Raw genomic sequence first — 18336 nt, 5'->3', positions numbered from 1 at the left:
AAAACAAAACCTTTTTAAAATCCTTTTTAAAATGTTTTTTAAATAACACCGAACTGTTATAATACTTATAACATAATTAAAAATAATAGAATGGGAGAGGGAAAAGATGGGTAAAGTTATCACACTAATGCTTCAAAAAGGTGGAGTTGGTAAAACAACTATTTCAGCTACATTGGCGAAAATGCTACACATGAGCGGCTATAAGGTTTTAGCGATTGATATAGATTCTCAATCACATTTCACAAGTTATGTGATGGATATTGATGATACGAAGCAAGATGCTAGTAACTCGTTTGCAGAACAAAATCTATACAATGCGTTTTTAGACGGAGATCTGACGGATCATATTTTATCTTTTAAAGAAGGTTTCGATATTATTCCAGGCAGCTCGCAAGTAGTAGATACAAATGCGATGTTTGATGAGCGTGATGACGACAAACAAACATATCTAAGAGATATGCTTGAAGAAATAAAAGATGATTACGATTATATCATTATCGATTCACCACCTGACTTCAAAAACTTAGAGATAGCTGCTATTGTAGCTTCAGATTATATATTAGTCATCGCTAATCCAGATTTGAAAACATCAGGAGAAGTGTTTAAAATGATCGAATCTAAGCTTCCTGTTATAAAAAACTTATATAATCCTTATTTAGAAATTGCAGGGATTTTGTTGAACAAAGTAAGTCATAATCAAAAAAATCACAGAATGTATAGGAATTTACTGATAGAACACTACCCTGATCTAGTGCTTAATGGATATATCAAAAATAAGGTAATCGTCGAAAATATTTTAAATACAGGCTATGATGGCATGAGTGAATTCGAGGAATATGAAAGTTTATCAGAGTTCAGAAGAGTATTTTCAGATTTAGGGAAACGTATCGGAGCGGAGTTTAAATTCCCTAAAAAACCCACTCTAACTATTGATGAAAAAGTGAAAAATAAAAATATGAGACAACAAACGTTAGCAAATAAAAAGAAATATTTCTTCGAATTTAACAAATAAATAAAATTGAAAGAGGTGTAAAAATATTGTCTGATTTAGAATTTGAAAATTTAAAAAATTCAGTGCCTGCCGAACCAATTTTTAAAAAAGATCCTGAAGAAACTGAATTGTTCATTTTAGAAGCTGAAATTAGTCCGTATTCTAAGAAAGTAGAGGAATTAATTTCAGCATTGCAAGGTATTACAACGAAATCGAAATCTAAAAACAAGTTTGAATCAGCAAAAATGTTTGATCGTTCGGCTATTAATTATGGGATAGAAGAAGCTTTGAATATAATTAAAACAATGGTGTCAAAAGAAGAGTTAGAACAAGCATCATATATAATTAGGTTTTATTCAAATGGCGAAACTGTTCAATCGGCTCAACGCAAGTATTTTAAGCGTTTTAGTGCTGCAATATTTGAGCAACTTGATAAAATCAAACTACAAGAAAAAGGTAGTACGACTGCCGCTCAAAATGTTCCTGAAATCGGTCAGTCAAATCCAGTTCAAACGAATCCAGTTCAAATTCAAGATTCAGAGGTTTCTGATGAACGGATTAATTTAGAATTAGAAGGTATAGCAAAAGCATTTAAAATGAAATCAAGAGGCAATGTCAAAGGTAAAAGCCCACATCATATGACGAAAACCTTCGAAATTGAAAAAGGTATTAATGAAACACTTAGTTATATGAAGCAAAATGGTGAGATTGTAGAATATGAATTTATTAACATTGCAATTCGCTTTATGATTGCTCAATTTTACCCTGAATACACTAAAACTTTAAAACCATTAGAGGAACTTAATTACAAAACTTTAGTAAAAATACAAAATGAACAGTAAGCTAAAAGTCACTTTCTAAACCTAATTTATTTGGGGCAGAGAGTGACTTTATTTTTCAATTAAAGACCTTATATGGACGTGCAGCAAGCTAATTTTCACCAGCAGCAAATTCGTGGAGAGCATTTTTTGCACATGGTCATAAAGTCAACTTTCGAATTACACCTATAAATTAGAGGGTAATCAAATATAAATCTTTTAATTGAAATGGTTTTAAATAGGGGCTATGCATAAAACAAGGCTTTAGAGGGATCTTGAGTTACCCATACGCTAGGAGTGTTTTCCTGAAGAACGAGTATGAGCACGCATATAGGAATTTGTTGTACATAGTTGTCACATTTTAGACATATTTAGGGTGTAAAAAAAGGAAGCTTTTTAAGCCTCCTGTTTATCTTTGTTTTCCTGTAATATTTTTTCAACATCTTTTTCAAGTTCATCCATTTCTTCAACAATCCTTTTTTCTGCCTCTTCTGATGGATCAGGTTTTACCTCAAACTGTTGATCGACTTCCATGATTTTTTGTTCAAACGTATTTGGTTGAGATTGTTGATAAAGTTCAATGTCTTTACTTTTACATTTAGGACATTGAGGCTTTGCCAAAATCACATTCAAAATCAAGCTGGCTATGGCAATGCTGATTCCTAACCAAATATTCCAACTAAACATTACGATTGCCCCAATGACAAAGTATAGAATGATGTTTAAAATGCTGATTTGATAGAGAGGAATAGCTACCTCTTCGCATACATTACATTGATTAGGTTTTCGATGTGGTTTAGCTGCTCGCTTCTCCATTTGTTTTTTAATAAACTTTAATATTGCTAATTGCATTTTATTCACAATAATACCTCCTTAAATTTAATATTTTATACTTTATGCATTTCATACATGTCCGATTCCTTTAAGAGATTTAAAGTATTAGACATGTTTTTTTGAATTTTATCTATATTTCAGGTCTATCTTAAATAATATATAAAAAACGAAAATAGGAGGGTGATAGATGAAAAAGATTAAAAATAGAGATGGAAATGTTTCAATCATGACAGTTTTGCTAATATCTGCATTGTTGCCATTGTTTTTGTTTATCATATTTGATATTTCAACTTTTCAATATGTAAAGATAGATACCGATGATGCTCTTAGTCGTTCGGGACACATTGCAGCATTGTCTATAAATGAAGATTTAATCAAATATGGAGAGTTAGAATTGGATGAAAATCAAGTTAAGGCAATAGGTTCTAAAGTGCTGGATACAAACTTGACGGATATAGCTGGAAAATTCAAGGAGCAGGAATTTGAAATTAACGTTTCCAATCAATTAAATCCACACACTGTTATGCTTAATGATCAATCGAATGTAAGCGTGGAAAATCCATATGTTCGAATAAGAGGGACATATCGTGTAGATGGTATTATTGGAGAAAAATTCTTCGGGAAGTCTGTAGACGAGATTTATCAAGTAAGTTTTATCAAAAATGAAAAAGCTCCTATTATCAATGCTGCTGAATCTGCAATGATGTGGACAAATATTGTTAATCCGTATCGTGGATATGAAAACATCTCTTATCCAATTTCAATGCATAGTGAAGATGTAGAGTTGTTAGGTGGTACAATTAATGAATTTTCAATAACTTTTAATAATTTATTAGGGGCTATTCTTCAGGTAAGTGTGAATGGAGAAAAGATTCAAGATTTGTCTTATATGGGCGATGGAAGTGAAAACGGTGCAAATTTCAGCCTAGAGCTCCCTACTGAAAAACAATTAGGCAATGTTACATTGAAGGGAACAGTTGTTGTGGAAAATTCTGAGTTTCCAACAAATAGTGATGTAGCGGCTTTAGAGATAAATATTCCTGAATTTTCGATTGGGTATATAGAGGCGGATATTAAAGAAAAAATTAAAGTTGAGCATCATATGCTTCACTTAATTAAATAGGAGGATGGGGAAATGAAATTGTTGATTGTGCTAGTTGCTATGATTATAGCAGCAGGAATGAATTATTTCACAAAGAAAAAATACGATTACGATATTCGATTAAAGTATGTTTCCATACTTTTAACAGGTGTGATAGTTGGAGTTATGGTGTTTATGATGGATATAAGTGTGAGTTCGCTAATTCTCATGGCGACTATACCTGCATTTATAGTTATTTCATTTATAGATTTAAAGCATTTACTTATACCTGATCGACTAAATCTCTATTTAGCAATTCTAGGGTTAGCGTATATTGGCGTAAATTATCAAGTTGGATGGATACTATTAGCTGGAGGTATGGCTTACTTCATAGTATTTTTCAGTGTAGCGGTATTTGTCGGTAATTTAGGCATGGGCGATGTAAAAATGGCGTTTTCGATAGGGGTGTTTTTAGGGTTTGCACTCTTAATGAAGTTTTTATTTTTTACTCTAGCAGCAGCGTTACTCCTTTCATTGCTTTTGTTAATCTCAAAAAAGAAAACGGTGGATAGCAAAATAGCATTCGGTCCTTATTTGGCGATAGGTGTAGTAGTTACAATAATTTCTATCATTTAATAGTGAGTGTGGGAGGATTTTCCTCTTACACTCTTTTTTTGCCTAAATAAGTCATTGGTCATAGAAAACGGATATTGCTAGTAGTTAAACATAAAAGGCATGGATAATATAGTTTTAAAGAATTATGAATTGAAAATTTCAGTTCTTAATACACTGTTTAACGAAATTGACAATAATAAAAAATTGTCAAGGGCGTAAAGAATATATCGGATGACAGCTGAATATTATATAACATGAAAAACAAAATAGTAAAAAAACACTAGAAAGGAGGTGAGTGTTAATGATTCAAAAATTACAAGAAAAAGCAGGTTATGTGTCGATTGAAACCGTTGTGGTCGCATCATTCATGATCGTATTAGGTCTTTACGGCTTACAAGAGCTTTCTTCTGTAGCATCAATCGTAATGGATACGGCTGTTGAACAATTATACGCAGCAACTGAAATCATCACGAACTTAGGTACTCCAGCTGGTGCAATCAAATAGTCAGGCGAGGTTAGTGGCGTAGCTGCTTGCCTCCATACATAAGCATTAAATCTTATGAATATTTTCGAAAGGAGGCGATGTCCTTGTTAAACAAATTACAAGAAAAAGCAGGTTATGTGTCGATTGAAACCGTTGTGGTTGCATCATTCATGATCGTGTTAGGTCTTTACGGCTTACAAGAACTTTCTTCTGTAGCATCAATCGTAATGGATACAGCTGTTGAGCAGTTACATGCAGCAACTGAAATCATCACGAACTTAGGTGCTCCAAAAGCTCCAGGTAATGTAGGTCTTTAATAGACCGAGGTGAGCAGTTTCACTGCTTGCCTCTATACATAAGCATTAAACCTTATGAATTCAAACTTGAAAAGAGGTGAATATCAATGATTCAAAAATTACAAGAAAAAGCAGGTTATGTGTCGATTGAAACCGTTGTGGTTGCATCATTCATGATCGTGTTAGGTCTTTACGGCTTACAAGAGCTTTCTTCTGTAGCATCTATCGTAATGGATACAGCTGTTGAGCGGTTACATGCAGCAACTGAAATCATCACGAACTTAGGTGCTCCAAAAGCTCCAGGTAATGTAGGTCTTTAATAGACCGAGGTGAGCAGTTTCACTGCTTGCCTCTATACATAAGCATTAAACCTTATGAATTCAAACTTGAAAAGAGGTGAATATCAATGATTCAAAAATTACAAGAAAAAGCAGGTTATGTGTCGATTGAAACCGTTGTGGTTGCATCATTCATGATCGTGTTAGGTCTTTACGGCTTACAAGAGCTTTCTTCTGTAGCATCTATCGTAATGGATACAGCTGTTGAGCAGTTACATGCAGCAACTGAAATCATCACGAACTTAGGTGCTCCAAAAGCTCCAGGTAATGTAGGTCTTTAATAGACTGAGGTGAGTAGTTTTACTGCTCGCCACTATACATATTTAATGTTAAAAAGTAGGCAATTAAATAAATTGTCTACTTTTTTATTTTTATTGCATCTTTTTGGAATGATTCGAGATGGAAATCGGTAACTTATATAGTGGAATATTGTTTGTCAATATTTTTTACCAATATGTGTAAGTGAAAGGGGAGGTGAAGGATGCTTGTGTCATTAAAGAAAAAATCTAATAAAGATGGGTATGTGGCGATAGAAACGGTTGTTTCAGTATCTATGTTTTTATTTATCTTTATGGCGGTTTTAGGCTTATTTTTGGCAATATATCCGAGGGTGGTTATTTTGCAGGAAAGCAACTCTATTGCTCAATTAGCCTCGATACAAGGGGGATTGACGGAAGACGATGTTCAGGAATTCACAACACGAATTTCTTCGTATGGATTTGTGGATAATTCGGAATCAGTTGAAATTAATTTAATCACTGAAGCAGGTGTAAGGTCAGACAATATTGATCCTGTTGAAATAGATAACGGCTTTTATGTTAAGCGTGAAGATTTAGATGCCATGATATTAGTTGTTAGAGTACCACTAAAGTTAGAGATGCTTAATACAGCAATGAGTTTCTTTAGTAATTCTTCGGGACATAGTTTGGGGTCACATCAGGTTGAGAAACTGATTTATTCTGAGCGATATTAGGGTGAGTGAACAAAATAAAAGATGGAGGTGAAGAAAATGCGAACAAGTAAAGGTTTGATTGCATTTTTATGTTTAATGTTTGTAGTTGTGGTCGGATTGTTTTCTTATAACATTTTTTATTCAGAATCGAAAGAGAGTAAGCAATTTCAGACGGTAGTTGTTGCTAGTAAGGCGATTGCGGCTGGTGACGCTATTGAACAATCTGATTTAAAAGAAATTAAGATTCATAAGGATGCTTTAATAGGTGATTATGTTAATTCACTTAAAAAAGTTAAAAAGGATCTTATTGCAAATACCATTATTCTTGAGGGTGAGATTATTAATTCTCAAAAGCTGGTGAAGGCAGATAGTGTAAATGAATATCAATTTATTGATATTCAAATCAACGGCTCATTAAATGTTCAAGAAGGTGAATTTGTTCAAGTGTTTGTTAAGCCACGCTATATGTCACAAGTATTTAGTGTTTTCGATTTAAAAGAGGTTGAAAAGATTAACTACAAGACACAAAATAATGGGGCAGTCACTAAGATTCCTACTTCAGTAACTATAAAGGTAGCGGCTTCAGATGTAGAACTTTATCAACAAGCTGTATCTGTAGGTGATGTTTTAGTTGTTAAATATGATTCGATTACAGGATTTGATGAAGCTGAAAAAGTAATTAATTTTGGAAAGTCAATTGGTGCTATTCAAAATGCTATTACTTCTGCTAAAGCAGAAGGTCATCGAGAGGGTTATTATTTTGTAGTCTTACATGAATTAGGGGAAGAATCTTTAAATGAAATTGCTTTAAAATACAACGTGTCTGAAAAGCATATTACAGAAATGAATGCTGGCAAAAAGTTTGCAGTGGGCGATGTAATGCGAATCAACTAAATTGAGTGAAAAAGAGACTTGTCTACATATGTAGCTGGTCTTTTTTAATTGCGTAAAACGCTTTTTTTGGAATAAGTGTATTTGCTTATATCTATGTTATTAACATGGCACTTGATGTATTTAATTTAACGAATAAAAGGGGGAATATGCATGTCAAAAAAAATATTGGCAGTAATGTCGGTAATTCCTGGTAATGGTGCAAAATTTGTAGCAACCAATTTGGCTAAATTGTTCGCTGAGGACGTAGAAGAAGATGAAAAAGTCATATTGATAGATTTTGATTTTGATTATCCTTATTTAGCGAGCGGCATTGTAGATGGAGATGATAGTGAAAGGACAGTGGATGATTTATTTCCGTTGCTAACAGAAGTTCTTGAGGAAAATGTTCAAATACTCAAAGATTTAGTCGTAGAAACGAATGTTTCGAATGTTGATTTAATTAAGGGTACAAAGTACGCTGGATTAACTAAATTCATTCAACCTGAACAGATTCAGTGGACAATCGAGGCTGCTAGTGAAATTTATGAAAAGGTGATCATAGTCATATCGGCATCTGCTAGTAATGTTGGTACATTGTATACGCTAATGAAAGCGGAGCAAATGGTGTTAGTTGCTCGTCAAAATCACTCAAATGTAGAGCATATGTATGATGTTATGCGTATCATTCGACAATACAGCTCATTAAGCGAATCTGTAAAGATTGTATATAATTATGATTCAGCAGTGCTTGATATTGATTTTTCGGAAGTGTTTGAACGTTCTTTAGTTCCAGTTGAAGTAGTGGGGGCTTTAAGCTTTGATGCAGCCGCTGTTGACAATAAAGATTTGATTGAACAAAAAAGAGGTTTTTTTCAATCGAAATCTGTAAATCAACGTAATTTCAATGAAGTCTATGAAGGCTTGCTGGAAGGAGAGGATGAATAATGCATGAAATTACATTAAATCCTATTGCAATTAAGGATGGATTAAAGACAATAGGATTTATTAATTTTTTACAAAAAGAAAAAGTAATAGAAGGGCTTTCTCGATTAGTTGTTAGGGAATTTGATTTTAAAAAAAATAAGGGCGGTAAAATTTTAATCAATCAAATTGTGACGACATCTGATATGTATTCGATAGATTTGGAGAGAAAAAATGTTGAAGTTCGAGTTGAGGATTTAAAAACAGGTCGGGATACGTATGTTGAGACGTTCAATTTGTGCCAATTAGCAGGTGTTGATAAGGTGAAGAGTTCGGCATTAAAATTGCGTGCTGATGAAGAGGAAATTTATAAGAAGCTTTTTGCACTAGTTAGCCACCGTATGGACAATCCTCAAGGTACGGCTAAAGAAATCGAGCTGCATACAGAAATGATGGCAAATGTAACAAAATCTGATAAAGCTCGTAGATATGTAGAGGCAAAAATTCGAGAAATCGTTTCAAAAGAGGATTATCTAAACACTTCTGAAGTTTTACACTTCACTAAAAGACTATATGCATATATGTATGGAATGGGCGTTCTGCAAGAACTAGATGATGATCCTGAAGTGGGGGAAATCATAGTGAATGCTGTAGTTTATCCTGAGTTTAGTTCAACAATTGATTATATTAAAAATCATGTTAAATACGAATATCATTTAAACTTTGCATCATATGATGAAATGTATGCAGTGTTTGAGCGTTCTATAGCTTTTGAAGATAAAGAGCTAAATAAGGTTGATAATTCACAAGTCGAAGCGATTCGTGCAAATCGTGATCGAGTAACAATTTCTATTCCTTATGCATCTGAAAATTATGTTCTAAACATCCGAAAATTTAGCAACTTCATTCCCGATTTAGAAAATATGCGTAAATCAGGGACAGTTGACCTAGAGCTTGAACAAATATTAAAGGTGTTGGTTAAGGGAAAGGCTAATATCGCAGTATTTGGAGAGATGGATACAGGGAAAACATCGTTTATAAACTTCTTGCTTACTTTGACAGAAAAGATGGAATTGAAAACAATAATTGCAGCGGTTGCTGAAACAGATGTAGAGCGTGTTTTAAAAGGACATCGATTAGTTGTTTTAAACGTAAACGAAGATTTAGGCTATACGTTTGAGAAGCAGATGAAAACAGCTTTACGAACGACAGCTTCTCGAATTGTAATTCCTGAAGTACGTGGTTCTGAAATAAGACAAGTGTATGAAGCCAATTTAAAAACGCGAGGAAATATCTTTTCAGGACATGCTTTAGATGCAAACGAAGCGTTGAACATGATGACCGATATGTATTTAGATGGTTCGGTTGGTCAGTATGAATATGTTAAAAGTAAATTGGCAAAATCGATTGATGTTGTGTTGATTATGAAAGTTGTTGGCAACTCGATTCGAGTAAAGTCGTTGAGTGAAGTAGTTATTGGGGAAAACGGTCAATATGAATCAATAAATGATTTATATGAGTTTATTCAAGATTCTAACGATATTACAACAGGTTATTATCGTGCAACAGGTAATAAAATGAGTAAGCGTTTGAAAAAACGTTTGAATGATTTTGTACCAATGGATGAAATTGAAGCAGCCTAATGTTAGAAAAAAACTGTTTGGGCATTATTTTAAAGCTCAAACAGTTTTTAAGTAGTTAAATAGTTCCTTAAAACATAAAGTATAGAGTTATTCAAGAAAAACAGCAAAGGAGTGATCAAAGGTGGGATATTTATTTCCAATCTTAACTGTAATGTTTTTGATGATAACAGGATACGTTTTGTCAAAAATGTTCAAGGAGAATAGTCGAAAACGGTCTTTAGTGTCAATGAGTTTTGATGGGGAAGATTTTGAAGCATTTTTAAATGATCAGGAAGATGGTAATTCAAACAAGAATAAGTTTGTTTTTTATAATCCAATTCGTCATTTAAAAAATGTTATATCAGATATGTATAAGTTCTTCCCAAATCCTCAAAAGAAAAATTTAATTTTTTCAGGAATAGTTTTTCTTGAAGTGATTTTATTTATCGGCATGGTTATTATGGGAAAATTCTTTATGGCATTAGTATTACTAGTGATTGTTCATTTTATGGCAATTAAGCTAATTAAGATTAAAACGATGACAATTAAGGATCATGTACAAGAAGAATTGCCATCAGCGATTCGTCATGTAATTAAAGTTTTGACAAAAACGGATGATTTAGGTCAAGTGTTTTTGGAGGCTTCCAAGGGTATGAAAGAGCCAATGCGTTCAAAATTTGTAGAAATTTCTCGTATTATGGTAACTCGTTCGGGGGATGTGGCATTAGATGAGTCGTTAATGAAATTTGCAAAAGATAGTGAGAGTATTTGGGCTTATACTTTTGCATTCATTATGAAGAGTTATAGAGGGGCTACTGGAAAAGTAGAAATTCTACGAAACTTGAATCTTTTATGCGAAATGATGGATGAAGAAAATCGAAATGCTGAAAAGCGTGTGACAGAAAGAAAGCCAATTGTTGTATTAAACAATGTATTGGCGGCATTAGCGGCTCTCTCATTCTTCGCTAATTTATGGAAGAATGATTATGCTTATACGTATTTCTTTCAAACACCAACTGGCGTACTATCGATGGTTGGAGGGGTTGCATTGATTGGTGCAACATTGATGGTTAATTTCGTTGTTGGGAAGAAAACATATTAGAAAGGGGGAATTTAGATGTTAATTGCTGCATTGGTGGTTTTTTTATCAGCATGGCTATTTGTTGTTTATTATATCATTGTGCAAAAAAAGTTGGATAAAATGGGGGTTGATCGTAACCGATTTGGAAAACCATTTTACAATTGGTTATATACTTATGCTCATGTGAAGCCTCTTTCGTGGTTTGTAGATGACGATAATGAACTGACTACAAAAGGCGAAAAGATTAAAAAGCAGCTTGTAGAAATAGGTCATTATAATGTGAAGTTTGTTGTTCGTTCTTATATGGCTTTTCAAATAGTAGTGTTTACAGGGTTAATATTGGTTGGTCTTATAGTATGCGTGGCATCTGTTCGTTTAGATCTTATTTATAAATTATTGCTAAATGTAGATGTAGCGGTAGTGCCAATTGATCTTCAGAGATTCTTAATGATTATTATGATTGTTGTGTTATTGGGATTAGTACCAGGCTATATGCTGAAAAGTCGAGCTAAAAAGATTATGTTGGCAAAAGAGCGAGAAGTGCCTATGATTATGATGTTTGTAATTCTGATGTTGCGTTCAGGTAAAAGCACAGGGCAAATCATGAATGATTTAGCGAAAGTTAAATCGATGCACCAGCAAGAATTTGAGAAGGCGGCATTAATTTATGCACGAAGTCCTGAATCAGCGATTGAATATTTAAAAGGGTATTTTGGAAATTCAGCAATAGCAGACATGTTTGAATTGGTAAGTGATGTAACGAATTATTCTCGAAATGAAGTAATTTCGATTATTGAATCGAATATGAAATCTTATGTAGGTTCTAAAGAAGAGCAAACAAGACGTAAAGATTTAACGAGCCAGGTGTATTCTCAAGCAACGATGGCTGTACCGTTTTCGGCAGTAATTCTACTAGGTGTCTTACCTTTATTGGGAATGGCGTTTGCTTCATTTACGAGCTTAGTATAGATTTTGTTAATAAAAAAATCTTTGTATTTTACAGAGCGTAAGATACAAGGATTTTTTGTTTTGTCAAAAATAGTTGACTATACATAAAGGTAGTAGTAATATTTATCTTATAAATAAGTATATAAATAATTTTAAAAAAGGTTATGGAAAGGAAGTGTGAGTATGAAAATAGGTCAATATTTATTAAAAATTCGCTCATTAATGGAGTTAAGACGTTATCAAAATGTATTTCTTCATAAGCGTAGAAGCGTGGCGGAGCACTCATGGTCAGTAGCTAAGATCAGTCAAATGATTGCTTTACGTGAAATTCACGAAAATGGTACAAAGTTAGATATGGGAGTTCTTCTTCAAAAGGCATTGTGTCATGATGAATTAGAAATGTTTACAGGGGATTTCCCTAGTCATACGAAGCGAAGAACTGAAAGTATGACACATGCAGTAAACGAGCTAGAATCAATTGTTTATCTTGAGGATTACTTACCAATGATTGATGATAAGCTTGTCGAAAAATTTGAGGGCTATGTGTTGGATGCAAAAGATGGTAGTGTGGAAGGTAAAATTTTAGCTGCTGCTGATTTAATCGATACAATCTTTGAAGCATTAGATGAAGTGAAATTGGGAAATAAAGAATATATGGTTAGTGTTTATACAACTTCTGTACAAGAGTTATATAAATCTCCATTAAAATCTGTACAAGATTTCATAGAACAAGAAGTGCCGAAGCTAATTATTGGAACAGATTTAGTTCATCCAAAGCATTTAAAAGGCTCTACAACTGCATAATAAAAAAGGGATTTGTTATTTTTATATCTAACAAATCTCTTTTTTTATGCAAATTTAATTGTTTTAAAAAGAACATTTATACAATTGTTATGCAACTTATATTTAACATAGTTATGTATAAAAAAACAATTTTTTTAAGTTTAAAAAAGTGATAAGTAGTCTTATATCGTCCCTTTACTTATCACTTTCGTCCTTTGAGCTCTATATATGCTACTCCTAAAAGTTTTAAAATATAAGGCATTCTATCAAATAAAGTTTAATATTTCGCAGTTATTGTATAAAACAGGCGATTGAAAAGGGATGCCAATGCATAAAGTGTAAAAAAATAAATAGAAGGGAAGTGGCATTTATGTATTTACATTGGTTGCTCTTAGGGGTTGCGGCATTGTTTACGATCATAACAATGTTCTTAATGATTCCAAGGAAAGATCAAGTAGGGTTTCGAAAAGATCAGTCGAAAAATCATTTCCGAGAAAACGTCTTGATGAAGCAAATCAATCAAGTTGTTGAGAAACGTACTAAGTTTTCAAAGCGTTACAAATTGGAATCGGCAGCATTGCAAGCTGGTATTTCACTGAAATATTCAGAAATCATGATTGTTTCAGTTGTGACAGGTTTTGCGTTTGCAACGATTTTTGGTTTTTTAATGAATAACTTCGGTATCTTCTTGATCTTTTTAGTATTAGGGTTTTTATTCCCTAAACAAGTATTGGAGTTTTTACGAAATAGACGAGTGGATAAGATGGAGGCTCAAGTTGGTCCGTTTATGCATATGGTCTTAAAGCGATATGATAGCACAGGCGATTTTGGTCGAGCTATTCAAATGTCAGCAGAAGAGTTCGTAGGTGAAGAGCCAATTTATTCAGAGTTACAAAAAACAATTCGAGATATTAATTTAGGTATTAATGTTTCTGAAGCCATGAATGATTTGGCACGCAGATGCGGTAATGTGTATATGCAGCGTTTAGCTGATTATTATGCAATTGCATCAGAGATTGGAACGGAAGATATGCAACGCAACTTATTGCCTCAAGCATATATTCAATATGAAGATCATCAACAAATTAAGCGAGATATGAAGAAAGAGTTGTCAACGGTTAAGCGTGATTCATATTTAATGTTAGGAATGGTTCCAGTGTTCATTCTATTTTCTATTTCAGTACATGATAATTACATTCAATTTATGACTGAAACATTCTTAGGTCAAATTGCTACGGTGTGTGTGACCATTGTGTTCTTATTTTGTTTATGGGTAATTACAAAGAAAATATCAGCACCGTTAGAAGAGGTTAAAGATGAACGAATTTAATAAGAACATAGAAGGGGGTGACAAGTGCTAGTCTTTTTTTGATTAGTACACGCTTATGATTATTATGAAGTATGCATTTGCAATCATTTCCATCATTTTTTTAGTGCTGTTTATTCGAAACGTTGCAATGCTTATATTTAGTTTAGAAAATTACAACATTCATAAAAAACGTTTGAATCAGTTACAAAAAACGAAACAGCCGAAAAAAGATGATGTGGAACTAACAGGGTTAATTGATCAAATCACAAAGCCTGTTATAGATTTAGTCTTTTCACGATTAAAGCCTAAAAAGTTAGAAATTATTGAGCAGCAGTTGAAGCTTGCCAAGTGGGATAAAATGATGACTCCTATTCAATACCGAGCACTTGATTTGGTATTAAAATTTTTCGGTGTAATTGTCGGGTTAATATTTGCGACAAAAGGAGTTATTTTAGGAATCATCGTATTCTTAGTGTTTTTCTTCTTGTTGCCAGTAGGTTTACACAACGGTTATTCAGAGCGTAAAAAATTATTATTAAATGACTTTCCTGATTTTATCAGTATTACAGAAGGTTATTTAAGTTCAGGTATGACATTCAGTGAGGCGGTTCTACGAGCAATGCCTTATGTTGGTAAAGAATGGCAGCCTATTTTAAAACAATTCTCTATTGATTCAGAAATTCATGGGGCTAAAGTGGCACTTGATAATTTAAAAAATACAGTTGATATTTTTGAAGTTCGAGAGTTTGCTGCATTAGTTCGCTTAACATTGGATCAAGGTGGAGAAATGGCAGAATCGTTCCGAGCACAAGCGGAGCGTATGCGTGAGGTAAAACGAGTAATCTTAATGAGAAAGATTGCAGGTCGTCAAGCAATGGGGGTATTTATTCAAATGCCTTTAATGCTAACAGACTTCGTTATCTTCGGTTTACCAACATTTACAAATATTATTGGGCTTACGAGCGGTAAGATGTAGAATAAGCAAATTTTGTTGCCAAAATGAAGTTTTTGGCGAAAGAGGGTGGAATATGACAGCTGCTCTTCTCCTATAATATAAAAATTACAAAAAAAGGAGGGGATATGAATGTTACAAGCAATTAAAAATCGAGCAAGTTTTGTAATGTCAGGTAATAAAGGTGCATCCAACTTAGAATTCTTAGGTTTTGCGGTATTAACGCTAGTAATCTTAGGAGCTTTATTCTTATTAGGTGACGCAATTATCGATTGGTTAGGCGGTGCAGAGAAGCGTGTTGATGGCTTTGGTGGTGACAATAAAGGTAATTCAGTTGGCGGCTTCGAATAATAGTGAAATTTAATTAAAAGCTTGTAGCTTCAAAGGCTACATGCTTTTTTTGTTTAATACTGGTTTTTGCGAATAATTGGAGTACCTATATACGTAGGATATAAAAATATAAAAAGTGAAGGAGGGAATGCCATGCAAGGTTATTCGATTCCGCAAATTATTAAAAACTTGCGGAAGAAAATGAAGGAAAAGGGTGGTGTGTGGTCGATTGAATTCGTCTTTGTTGTGTTTATAACATTGGCATTGATTTGTATGCTGCTAGACTTATTCATTCTGATGTGGAAGTTTACTACAATTTCACAAACAACGAACTACATGACAAGGGTTATATCATTGCAGGGTGGTGTGAAGCAAGCAACGCCTGAAGGTTATCCTGGTGGCAGTGAGCAATATTTAACAATTGCAGAAATGCGTGAGGACATCGTTACTATGCTTCGCAGTGGAGATATTGATGAAGGCGAGTATCGCATAACGATTAACGGAAAACCTTTCGGAAGTAATGTACACGTTGATTATCGAGAAGATATTGTCGTAGAGATGGAAGTGGATTATAAATGGGAATTTATGTCCAACTTTATTCCAGGCAATATTGAACATGCTGTACATTCAAATCGAGCAACGATTTCAGAATACAAATATCACTATGATCAGTGGGTAGGTGAGTGATATGAATAAGATCATTAAATTTTTCAAACGGAAGGATGGCTATGCTGGATTACCTTCTATTGTATATCCTTTTATATTCTTGATTGGGATATTGCTAATTATGTGGTTCTCAGAGATTGTGAGCAGAACGTATCTGATTAATGAAACACAGTCAATTATGGATACTTCGGGATTAGCGGCATTGCGTCAAGGATTAGATGATGAAGAATTGCGTGTTGAAAATTTTGTAGTAGATGAAAGCGTTGTTGAAACGCAATTTAAAGATCTTGTTTCAAAGGCTTTAGGTGAGTATGAGGCAGTTATCGATCATCGTTTTATTCGTGTTGAAACTAGGACATTTAAAGAAACCTTTGGATTGGGTTTATCTAAAAAAGAGCGTGAACAGGCAATGTTGGATGCAACCATTATGTTAGTTGTAGATAGCTATGGAGCATTAGACACTTCTCCTATCATTTCAAAGAAATATTTTGATGCATATGAAAATGAGGATTTTCAGGTCAATTATGTTGGTATAAATGAAGATGGGCAAGTAGAAATAACTATCAGGAGTGTGACACGACTTGTTTATAGATAAGATTATAGGATTTCAAGAAGCGTATATTGAAAGCTCTAAAATGTTCTTTTCTGAACAATTGATTTTAGTAGGATTGCTTCTATTGTATTTAATTATCAGTTCTATAACAGATATTAAAAGTATGATGATTTATACTGAAGTAAGTATGGCATTTGTTGTGATACGATTATTTTTAGCAATTTGGTATCCGATTTCTTGGTCCAATGTAGGCGGAGCTGCATTTTTAATAGCGTTTGTCTTTATAATCGCTTTTATTACTTATACAAATATGGGGGGAGATATTAAAGCTATGTTGCCAATCGGCTTATTTTTAGGTTTCTCAAATTCGGTTGTTTTTATAGCAGGTAGTATTTGTATTTTATTGTTAGTAGGGATTGTTGTGTATTTCGCTACAAAAGATAGGAAGAAAGAAATACCCTTTGCTCCAATCCTTTTAGCTTCTTATTCAATAATGGCTTTAATTAATTTTATATAATAGAAGAAAGCAACCTTTCATATTTAATGAGCGGTTGCTTTCTTTTTATTTCTTATTTTCTACTTCAGCAATTATATTTGATTTATTTCGTGGTGTGTATAGTTCTTCAGGAACGTGATTAAATGCAAGATCCATGTAAGCATCTAATCGTGATTCGTCAACGCTGCCAATTGTTGCAAAGCTAATATTTCCATTGTGATCAATGAAGTAAAGAGATGGTGTATATTTGGCTTTGTGCGTTTCAGCAAACTTCACATCTTGATTATCAATAACCATTAAGTCGTGTTCGAATGTACCTGTAGTTGTTAAGAAATTATCAATAGATTCCTTTGTGTCAGTTTCGTTGAATACTTGAATGATTGGTACATCAGGATTTTCTTCCATAAATTTTTGAACATGTGGTTGTGTTTGCTGGCAAGCGGAGCATCCTGAGTATGCGTATTTTACGATAAATGGTTTTCCTTCAAATTTAGAAGTATCGATTGTTTCTCCGCCATATACCGCTGGCAATTTAAAATCTTTAAATTCAGTGTTGATGACTGATTTTGTGAATTCGAGAACAGTTGGATCAGTAAAATATTGTTCAAGTTGGTCCGATTCTACAGCGACCTCAATGGCTGCTTGTTCTTTCGTATCCCCTTCATCAGCTGAGCAAGCTGCTAGGAATAGTGAGCTGAACAATAATGCTCCTAAAATTCGTTTTGATTTTGTAACTTTCATTATGAAAGCCTCCTTTAAATATGTTATGTCCCATGCTATGAACCTGAGTGATAGATTATTACGAAAAAAACGTTCGATGTTATAAAAGGAAAGGTGAATAAAATTTTATTTCCTACATATTGTTTAGCATCAAATTGATAAAAGAGGATGCACATCGTTGCAATATGGAGGTTGAATTAAGGTGAAACATTCATTATTTACATTTAACGAAGAGTTATTGATGTTGGAGAAGCAGTATCTTACTACTATTAGTTGGAATGGGTTGATGTGTAGCAAAATGGATGTGCCATCTATCAACCTGAGTGGTATTGATATTTTTGAGTTGGACGGAAGAAGTGGTCAAATCGCAGTATCGATGGGAAATGGTCGATTCAAATATTGGGATGTAATTGAGCGAGCTAAATATCTGATGTCAGAAGGTGTATTGGTTTTAGAAAACGGATGCCTTTACGGTGTAGCGGATTCATTTGCTCCAGTATTAAAAAAGGTAGTGCCTGAAAAAAAGAACGAGAATGAGCGAGCAGAGAGGATTAGGGAATTATACAGATTGAAAGTTTTTACTTTTGAGCAAGCTTTGGAAAGATTACAAGTGGAATTTGATAGTCGTGAAAAAGCGGCTGAATACCTTGCTGGACGGTGTTTATAGAACACC

Annotated in this window: 24 protein-coding genes; 22 read left to right on the top strand and 2 right to left on the bottom strand. The window is 33.6% G+C overall.

The features are described from left to right. Window positions 1-106: 106 nt before the first annotated feature. Window positions 107-1012 (top strand): ParA family protein, encoded by a 906-nt coding sequence (locus ACOMCU_RS02270; RefSeq protein ID WP_421049352.1) that lies wholly within the window; start codon window positions 107-109, stop codon window positions 1010-1012. A gap of 26 nt (window positions 1013-1038) precedes the next feature. Then, window positions 1039-1833: a hypothetical protein gene (locus ACOMCU_RS02265; RefSeq protein ID WP_421049351.1), complete on the top strand. Its 795-nt coding sequence runs from the start codon at window positions 1039-1041 to the stop codon at window positions 1831-1833. 372 nt (window positions 1834-2205) lie between these two features. On the opposite strand, the gene ACOMCU_RS02260 is transcribed toward ACOMCU_RS02265, so the two are convergent. Next, window positions 2206-2670, bottom strand: coding sequence for a hypothetical protein (locus tag ACOMCU_RS02260; RefSeq protein WP_421049350.1), 465 nt, complete (start codon window positions 2668-2670; stop codon window positions 2206-2208). Between the two features lie 160 nt (window positions 2671-2830). Between ACOMCU_RS02260 and ACOMCU_RS02255 the strand changes: the two genes are divergently transcribed. The 19 genes from ACOMCU_RS02255 (at window position 2831) to ACOMCU_RS02165 (ending at window position 16964) form a co-directional block, all read left to right on the top strand. Then, on the top strand, window positions 2831-3766 hold the full coding sequence (locus tag ACOMCU_RS02255; RefSeq protein WP_421049349.1) for a hypothetical protein: 936 nt from the start codon (window positions 2831-2833) through the stop codon (window positions 3764-3766). 12 nt (window positions 3767-3778) lie between these two features. Beyond that, a complete protein-coding gene (locus ACOMCU_RS02250; protein WP_421049348.1) occupies window positions 3779-4360 on the top strand; it encodes a prepilin peptidase in 582 nt (193 codons plus the stop codon). Window positions 4361-4640: 280 nt separating this feature from the next. Next, window positions 4641-4844 carry a hypothetical protein gene (locus ACOMCU_RS02245; protein WP_421049347.1) on the top strand — a complete coding sequence of 68 codons (204 nt, stop codon included), beginning with the start codon at window positions 4641-4643 and terminating at the stop codon, window positions 4842-4844. Between the two features lie 83 nt (window positions 4845-4927). Continuing rightward, entirely contained in the window at window positions 4928-5140 is a 213-nt protein-coding gene (locus ACOMCU_RS02240) for a hypothetical protein (protein ID WP_421049346.1), read from the top strand. 86 nt (window positions 5141-5226) lie between these two features. After that, entirely contained in the window at window positions 5227-5439 is a 213-nt protein-coding gene (locus ACOMCU_RS02235; protein ID WP_421049345.1) for a hypothetical protein, read from the top strand. A gap of 86 nt (window positions 5440-5525) precedes the next feature. After that, a complete protein-coding gene (locus ACOMCU_RS02230; RefSeq protein WP_421049344.1) occupies window positions 5526-5738 on the top strand; it encodes a hypothetical protein in 213 nt (70 codons plus the stop codon). Window positions 5739-5938: 200 nt separating this feature from the next. Then, window positions 5939-6430: a hypothetical protein gene (locus ACOMCU_RS02225; protein WP_421049343.1), complete on the top strand. Its 492-nt coding sequence runs from the start codon at window positions 5939-5941 to the stop codon at window positions 6428-6430. Between the two features lie 36 nt (window positions 6431-6466). Then, entirely contained in the window at window positions 6467-7303 is an 837-nt protein-coding gene (locus ACOMCU_RS02220) for a hypothetical protein (protein WP_421049342.1), read from the top strand. A 150-nt stretch (window positions 7304-7453) separates the two neighbouring features. Then, window positions 7454-8227: a hypothetical protein gene (locus tag ACOMCU_RS02215; RefSeq protein WP_421049341.1), complete on the top strand. Its 774-nt coding sequence runs from the start codon at window positions 7454-7456 to the stop codon at window positions 8225-8227. After that, window positions 8227-9846: an ATPase, T2SS/T4P/T4SS family gene (locus tag ACOMCU_RS02210; RefSeq protein WP_421049340.1), complete on the top strand. Its 1620-nt coding sequence runs from the start codon at window positions 8227-8229 to the stop codon at window positions 9844-9846. Before ACOMCU_RS02215 ends, ACOMCU_RS02210 begins: the two co-directional genes overlap by 1 nt. Before the next feature lie 121 nt (window positions 9847-9967). Next, a complete protein-coding gene (locus tag ACOMCU_RS02205; protein ID WP_421049339.1) occupies window positions 9968-10927 on the top strand; it encodes a type II secretion system F family protein in 960 nt (319 codons plus the stop codon). Between the two features lie 15 nt (window positions 10928-10942). Further along, the gene (locus ACOMCU_RS02200) at window positions 10943-11875 is read left to right on the top strand and encodes a hypothetical protein (RefSeq protein WP_421049338.1); all 933 of its coding nucleotides are present in this window, start codon (window positions 10943-10945) and stop codon (window positions 11873-11875) included. A 162-nt stretch (window positions 11876-12037) separates the two neighbouring features. Beyond that, entirely contained in the window at window positions 12038-12658 is a 621-nt protein-coding gene (locus ACOMCU_RS02195) for a YfbR-like 5'-deoxynucleotidase (RefSeq protein WP_421049337.1), read from the top strand. A 349-nt stretch (window positions 12659-13007) separates the two neighbouring features. After that, window positions 13008-13967, top strand: a complete 960-nt coding sequence (locus ACOMCU_RS02190; RefSeq protein ID WP_421049336.1) for a type II secretion system F family protein — start codon at window positions 13008-13010, stop codon at window positions 13965-13967. A gap of 55 nt (window positions 13968-14022) precedes the next feature. Continuing rightward, complete coding sequence (locus ACOMCU_RS02185; protein ID WP_421049335.1) at window positions 14023-14922, top strand: type II secretion system F family protein; 900 nt, start codon at window positions 14023-14025, stop codon at window positions 14920-14922. Between the two features lie 108 nt (window positions 14923-15030). Further along, window positions 15031-15249: a hypothetical protein gene (locus tag ACOMCU_RS02180; protein WP_421049334.1), complete on the top strand. Its 219-nt coding sequence runs from the start codon at window positions 15031-15033 to the stop codon at window positions 15247-15249. Between the two features lie 132 nt (window positions 15250-15381). Then, on the top strand, window positions 15382-15915 hold the full coding sequence (locus tag ACOMCU_RS02175) for a hypothetical protein (RefSeq protein WP_421049333.1): 534 nt from the start codon (window positions 15382-15384) through the stop codon (window positions 15913-15915). 1 nt (window position 15916) lies between these two features. Further along, complete coding sequence (locus ACOMCU_RS02170; protein ID WP_421049332.1) at window positions 15917-16489, top strand: hypothetical protein; 573 nt, start codon at window positions 15917-15919, stop codon at window positions 16487-16489. Then, complete coding sequence (locus ACOMCU_RS02165; protein ID WP_421049331.1) at window positions 16476-16964, top strand: prepilin peptidase; 489 nt, start codon at window positions 16476-16478, stop codon at window positions 16962-16964. The genes ACOMCU_RS02170 and ACOMCU_RS02165 overlap by 14 nt, the downstream gene beginning before the upstream one ends. Before the next feature lie 45 nt (window positions 16965-17009). Here ACOMCU_RS02165 and ACOMCU_RS02160 read toward each other — a convergent pair whose 3' ends face one another. Continuing rightward, on the bottom strand, window positions 17010-17684 hold the full coding sequence (locus ACOMCU_RS02160; RefSeq protein WP_421049330.1) for a TlpA family protein disulfide reductase: 675 nt from the start codon (window positions 17682-17684) through the stop codon (window positions 17010-17012). A 181-nt stretch (window positions 17685-17865) separates the two neighbouring features. On the opposite strand from ACOMCU_RS02160, the gene ACOMCU_RS02155 reads away from it, so the two are divergent. After that, window positions 17866-18330 (top strand): hypothetical protein, encoded by a 465-nt coding sequence (locus ACOMCU_RS02155; RefSeq protein WP_421049329.1) that lies wholly within the window; start codon window positions 17866-17868, stop codon window positions 18328-18330. Window positions 18331-18336: the final 6 nt, after the last annotated feature.

Source organism: Lysinibacillus sp. UGB7 (assembly GCF_049058285.1).
Lineage (GTDB): Bacteria > Bacillota > Bacilli > Bacillales_A > Planococcaceae > Lysinibacillus > Lysinibacillus sphaericus_B.
The sequence above is the reverse complement of the archived record's forward strand: the minus strand, read 5'-3'. Positions and strand labels throughout refer to the sequence as shown.

What these genes read in the sequence shown, in the direction of transcription:
- ACOMCU_RS02270 (WP_421049352.1), top strand. Translation starts at nt 107, where the DNA reads ATGGGTAAAGTTATCACACTAATGCTTCAAAAAGGTGGAGTTGGTAAA.
- ACOMCU_RS02255 (WP_421049349.1), top strand. Translation starts at nt 2,831, where the DNA reads ATGAAAAAGATTAAAAATAGAGATGGAAATGTTTCAATCATGACAGTT.
- ACOMCU_RS02250 (WP_421049348.1), top strand. Translation starts at nt 3,779, where the DNA reads ATGAAATTGTTGATTGTGCTAGTTGCTATGATTATAGCAGCAGGAATG.
- ACOMCU_RS02245 (WP_421049347.1), top strand. Translation starts at nt 4,641, where the DNA reads ATGATTCAAAAATTACAAGAAAAAGCAGGTTATGTGTCGATTGAAACC.
- ACOMCU_RS02235 (WP_421049345.1), top strand. Translation starts at nt 5,227, where the DNA reads ATGATTCAAAAATTACAAGAAAAAGCAGGTTATGTGTCGATTGAAACC.
- ACOMCU_RS02230 (WP_421049344.1), top strand. Translation starts at nt 5,526, where the DNA reads ATGATTCAAAAATTACAAGAAAAAGCAGGTTATGTGTCGATTGAAACC.
- ACOMCU_RS02225 (WP_421049343.1), top strand. Translation starts at nt 5,939, where the DNA reads ATGCTTGTGTCATTAAAGAAAAAATCTAATAAAGATGGGTATGTGGCG.
- ACOMCU_RS02220 (WP_421049342.1), top strand. Translation starts at nt 6,467, where the DNA reads ATGCGAACAAGTAAAGGTTTGATTGCATTTTTATGTTTAATGTTTGTA.
- ACOMCU_RS02215 (WP_421049341.1), top strand. Translation starts at nt 7,454, where the DNA reads ATGTCAAAAAAAATATTGGCAGTAATGTCGGTAATTCCTGGTAATGGT.
- ACOMCU_RS02210 (WP_421049340.1), top strand. Translation starts at nt 8,227, where the DNA reads ATGCATGAAATTACATTAAATCCTATTGCAATTAAGGATGGATTAAAG.
- ACOMCU_RS02200 (WP_421049338.1), top strand. Translation starts at nt 10,943, where the DNA reads ATGTTAATTGCTGCATTGGTGGTTTTTTTATCAGCATGGCTATTTGTT.
- ACOMCU_RS02195 (WP_421049337.1), top strand. Translation starts at nt 12,038, where the DNA reads ATGAAAATAGGTCAATATTTATTAAAAATTCGCTCATTAATGGAGTTA.
- ACOMCU_RS02190 (WP_421049336.1), top strand. Translation starts at nt 13,008, where the DNA reads ATGTATTTACATTGGTTGCTCTTAGGGGTTGCGGCATTGTTTACGATC.
- ACOMCU_RS02185 (WP_421049335.1), top strand. Translation starts at nt 14,023, where the DNA reads ATGATTATTATGAAGTATGCATTTGCAATCATTTCCATCATTTTTTTA.
- ACOMCU_RS02180 (WP_421049334.1), top strand. Translation starts at nt 15,031, where the DNA reads ATGTTACAAGCAATTAAAAATCGAGCAAGTTTTGTAATGTCAGGTAAT.
- ACOMCU_RS02175 (WP_421049333.1), top strand. Translation starts at nt 15,382, where the DNA reads ATGCAAGGTTATTCGATTCCGCAAATTATTAAAAACTTGCGGAAGAAA.
- ACOMCU_RS02170 (WP_421049332.1), top strand. Translation starts at nt 15,917, where the DNA reads ATGAATAAGATCATTAAATTTTTCAAACGGAAGGATGGCTATGCTGGA.
- ACOMCU_RS02160 (WP_421049330.1), bottom strand. Translation starts at nt 17,684, where the DNA reads ATGAAAGTTACAAAATCAAAACGAATTTTAGGAGCATTATTGTTCAGC.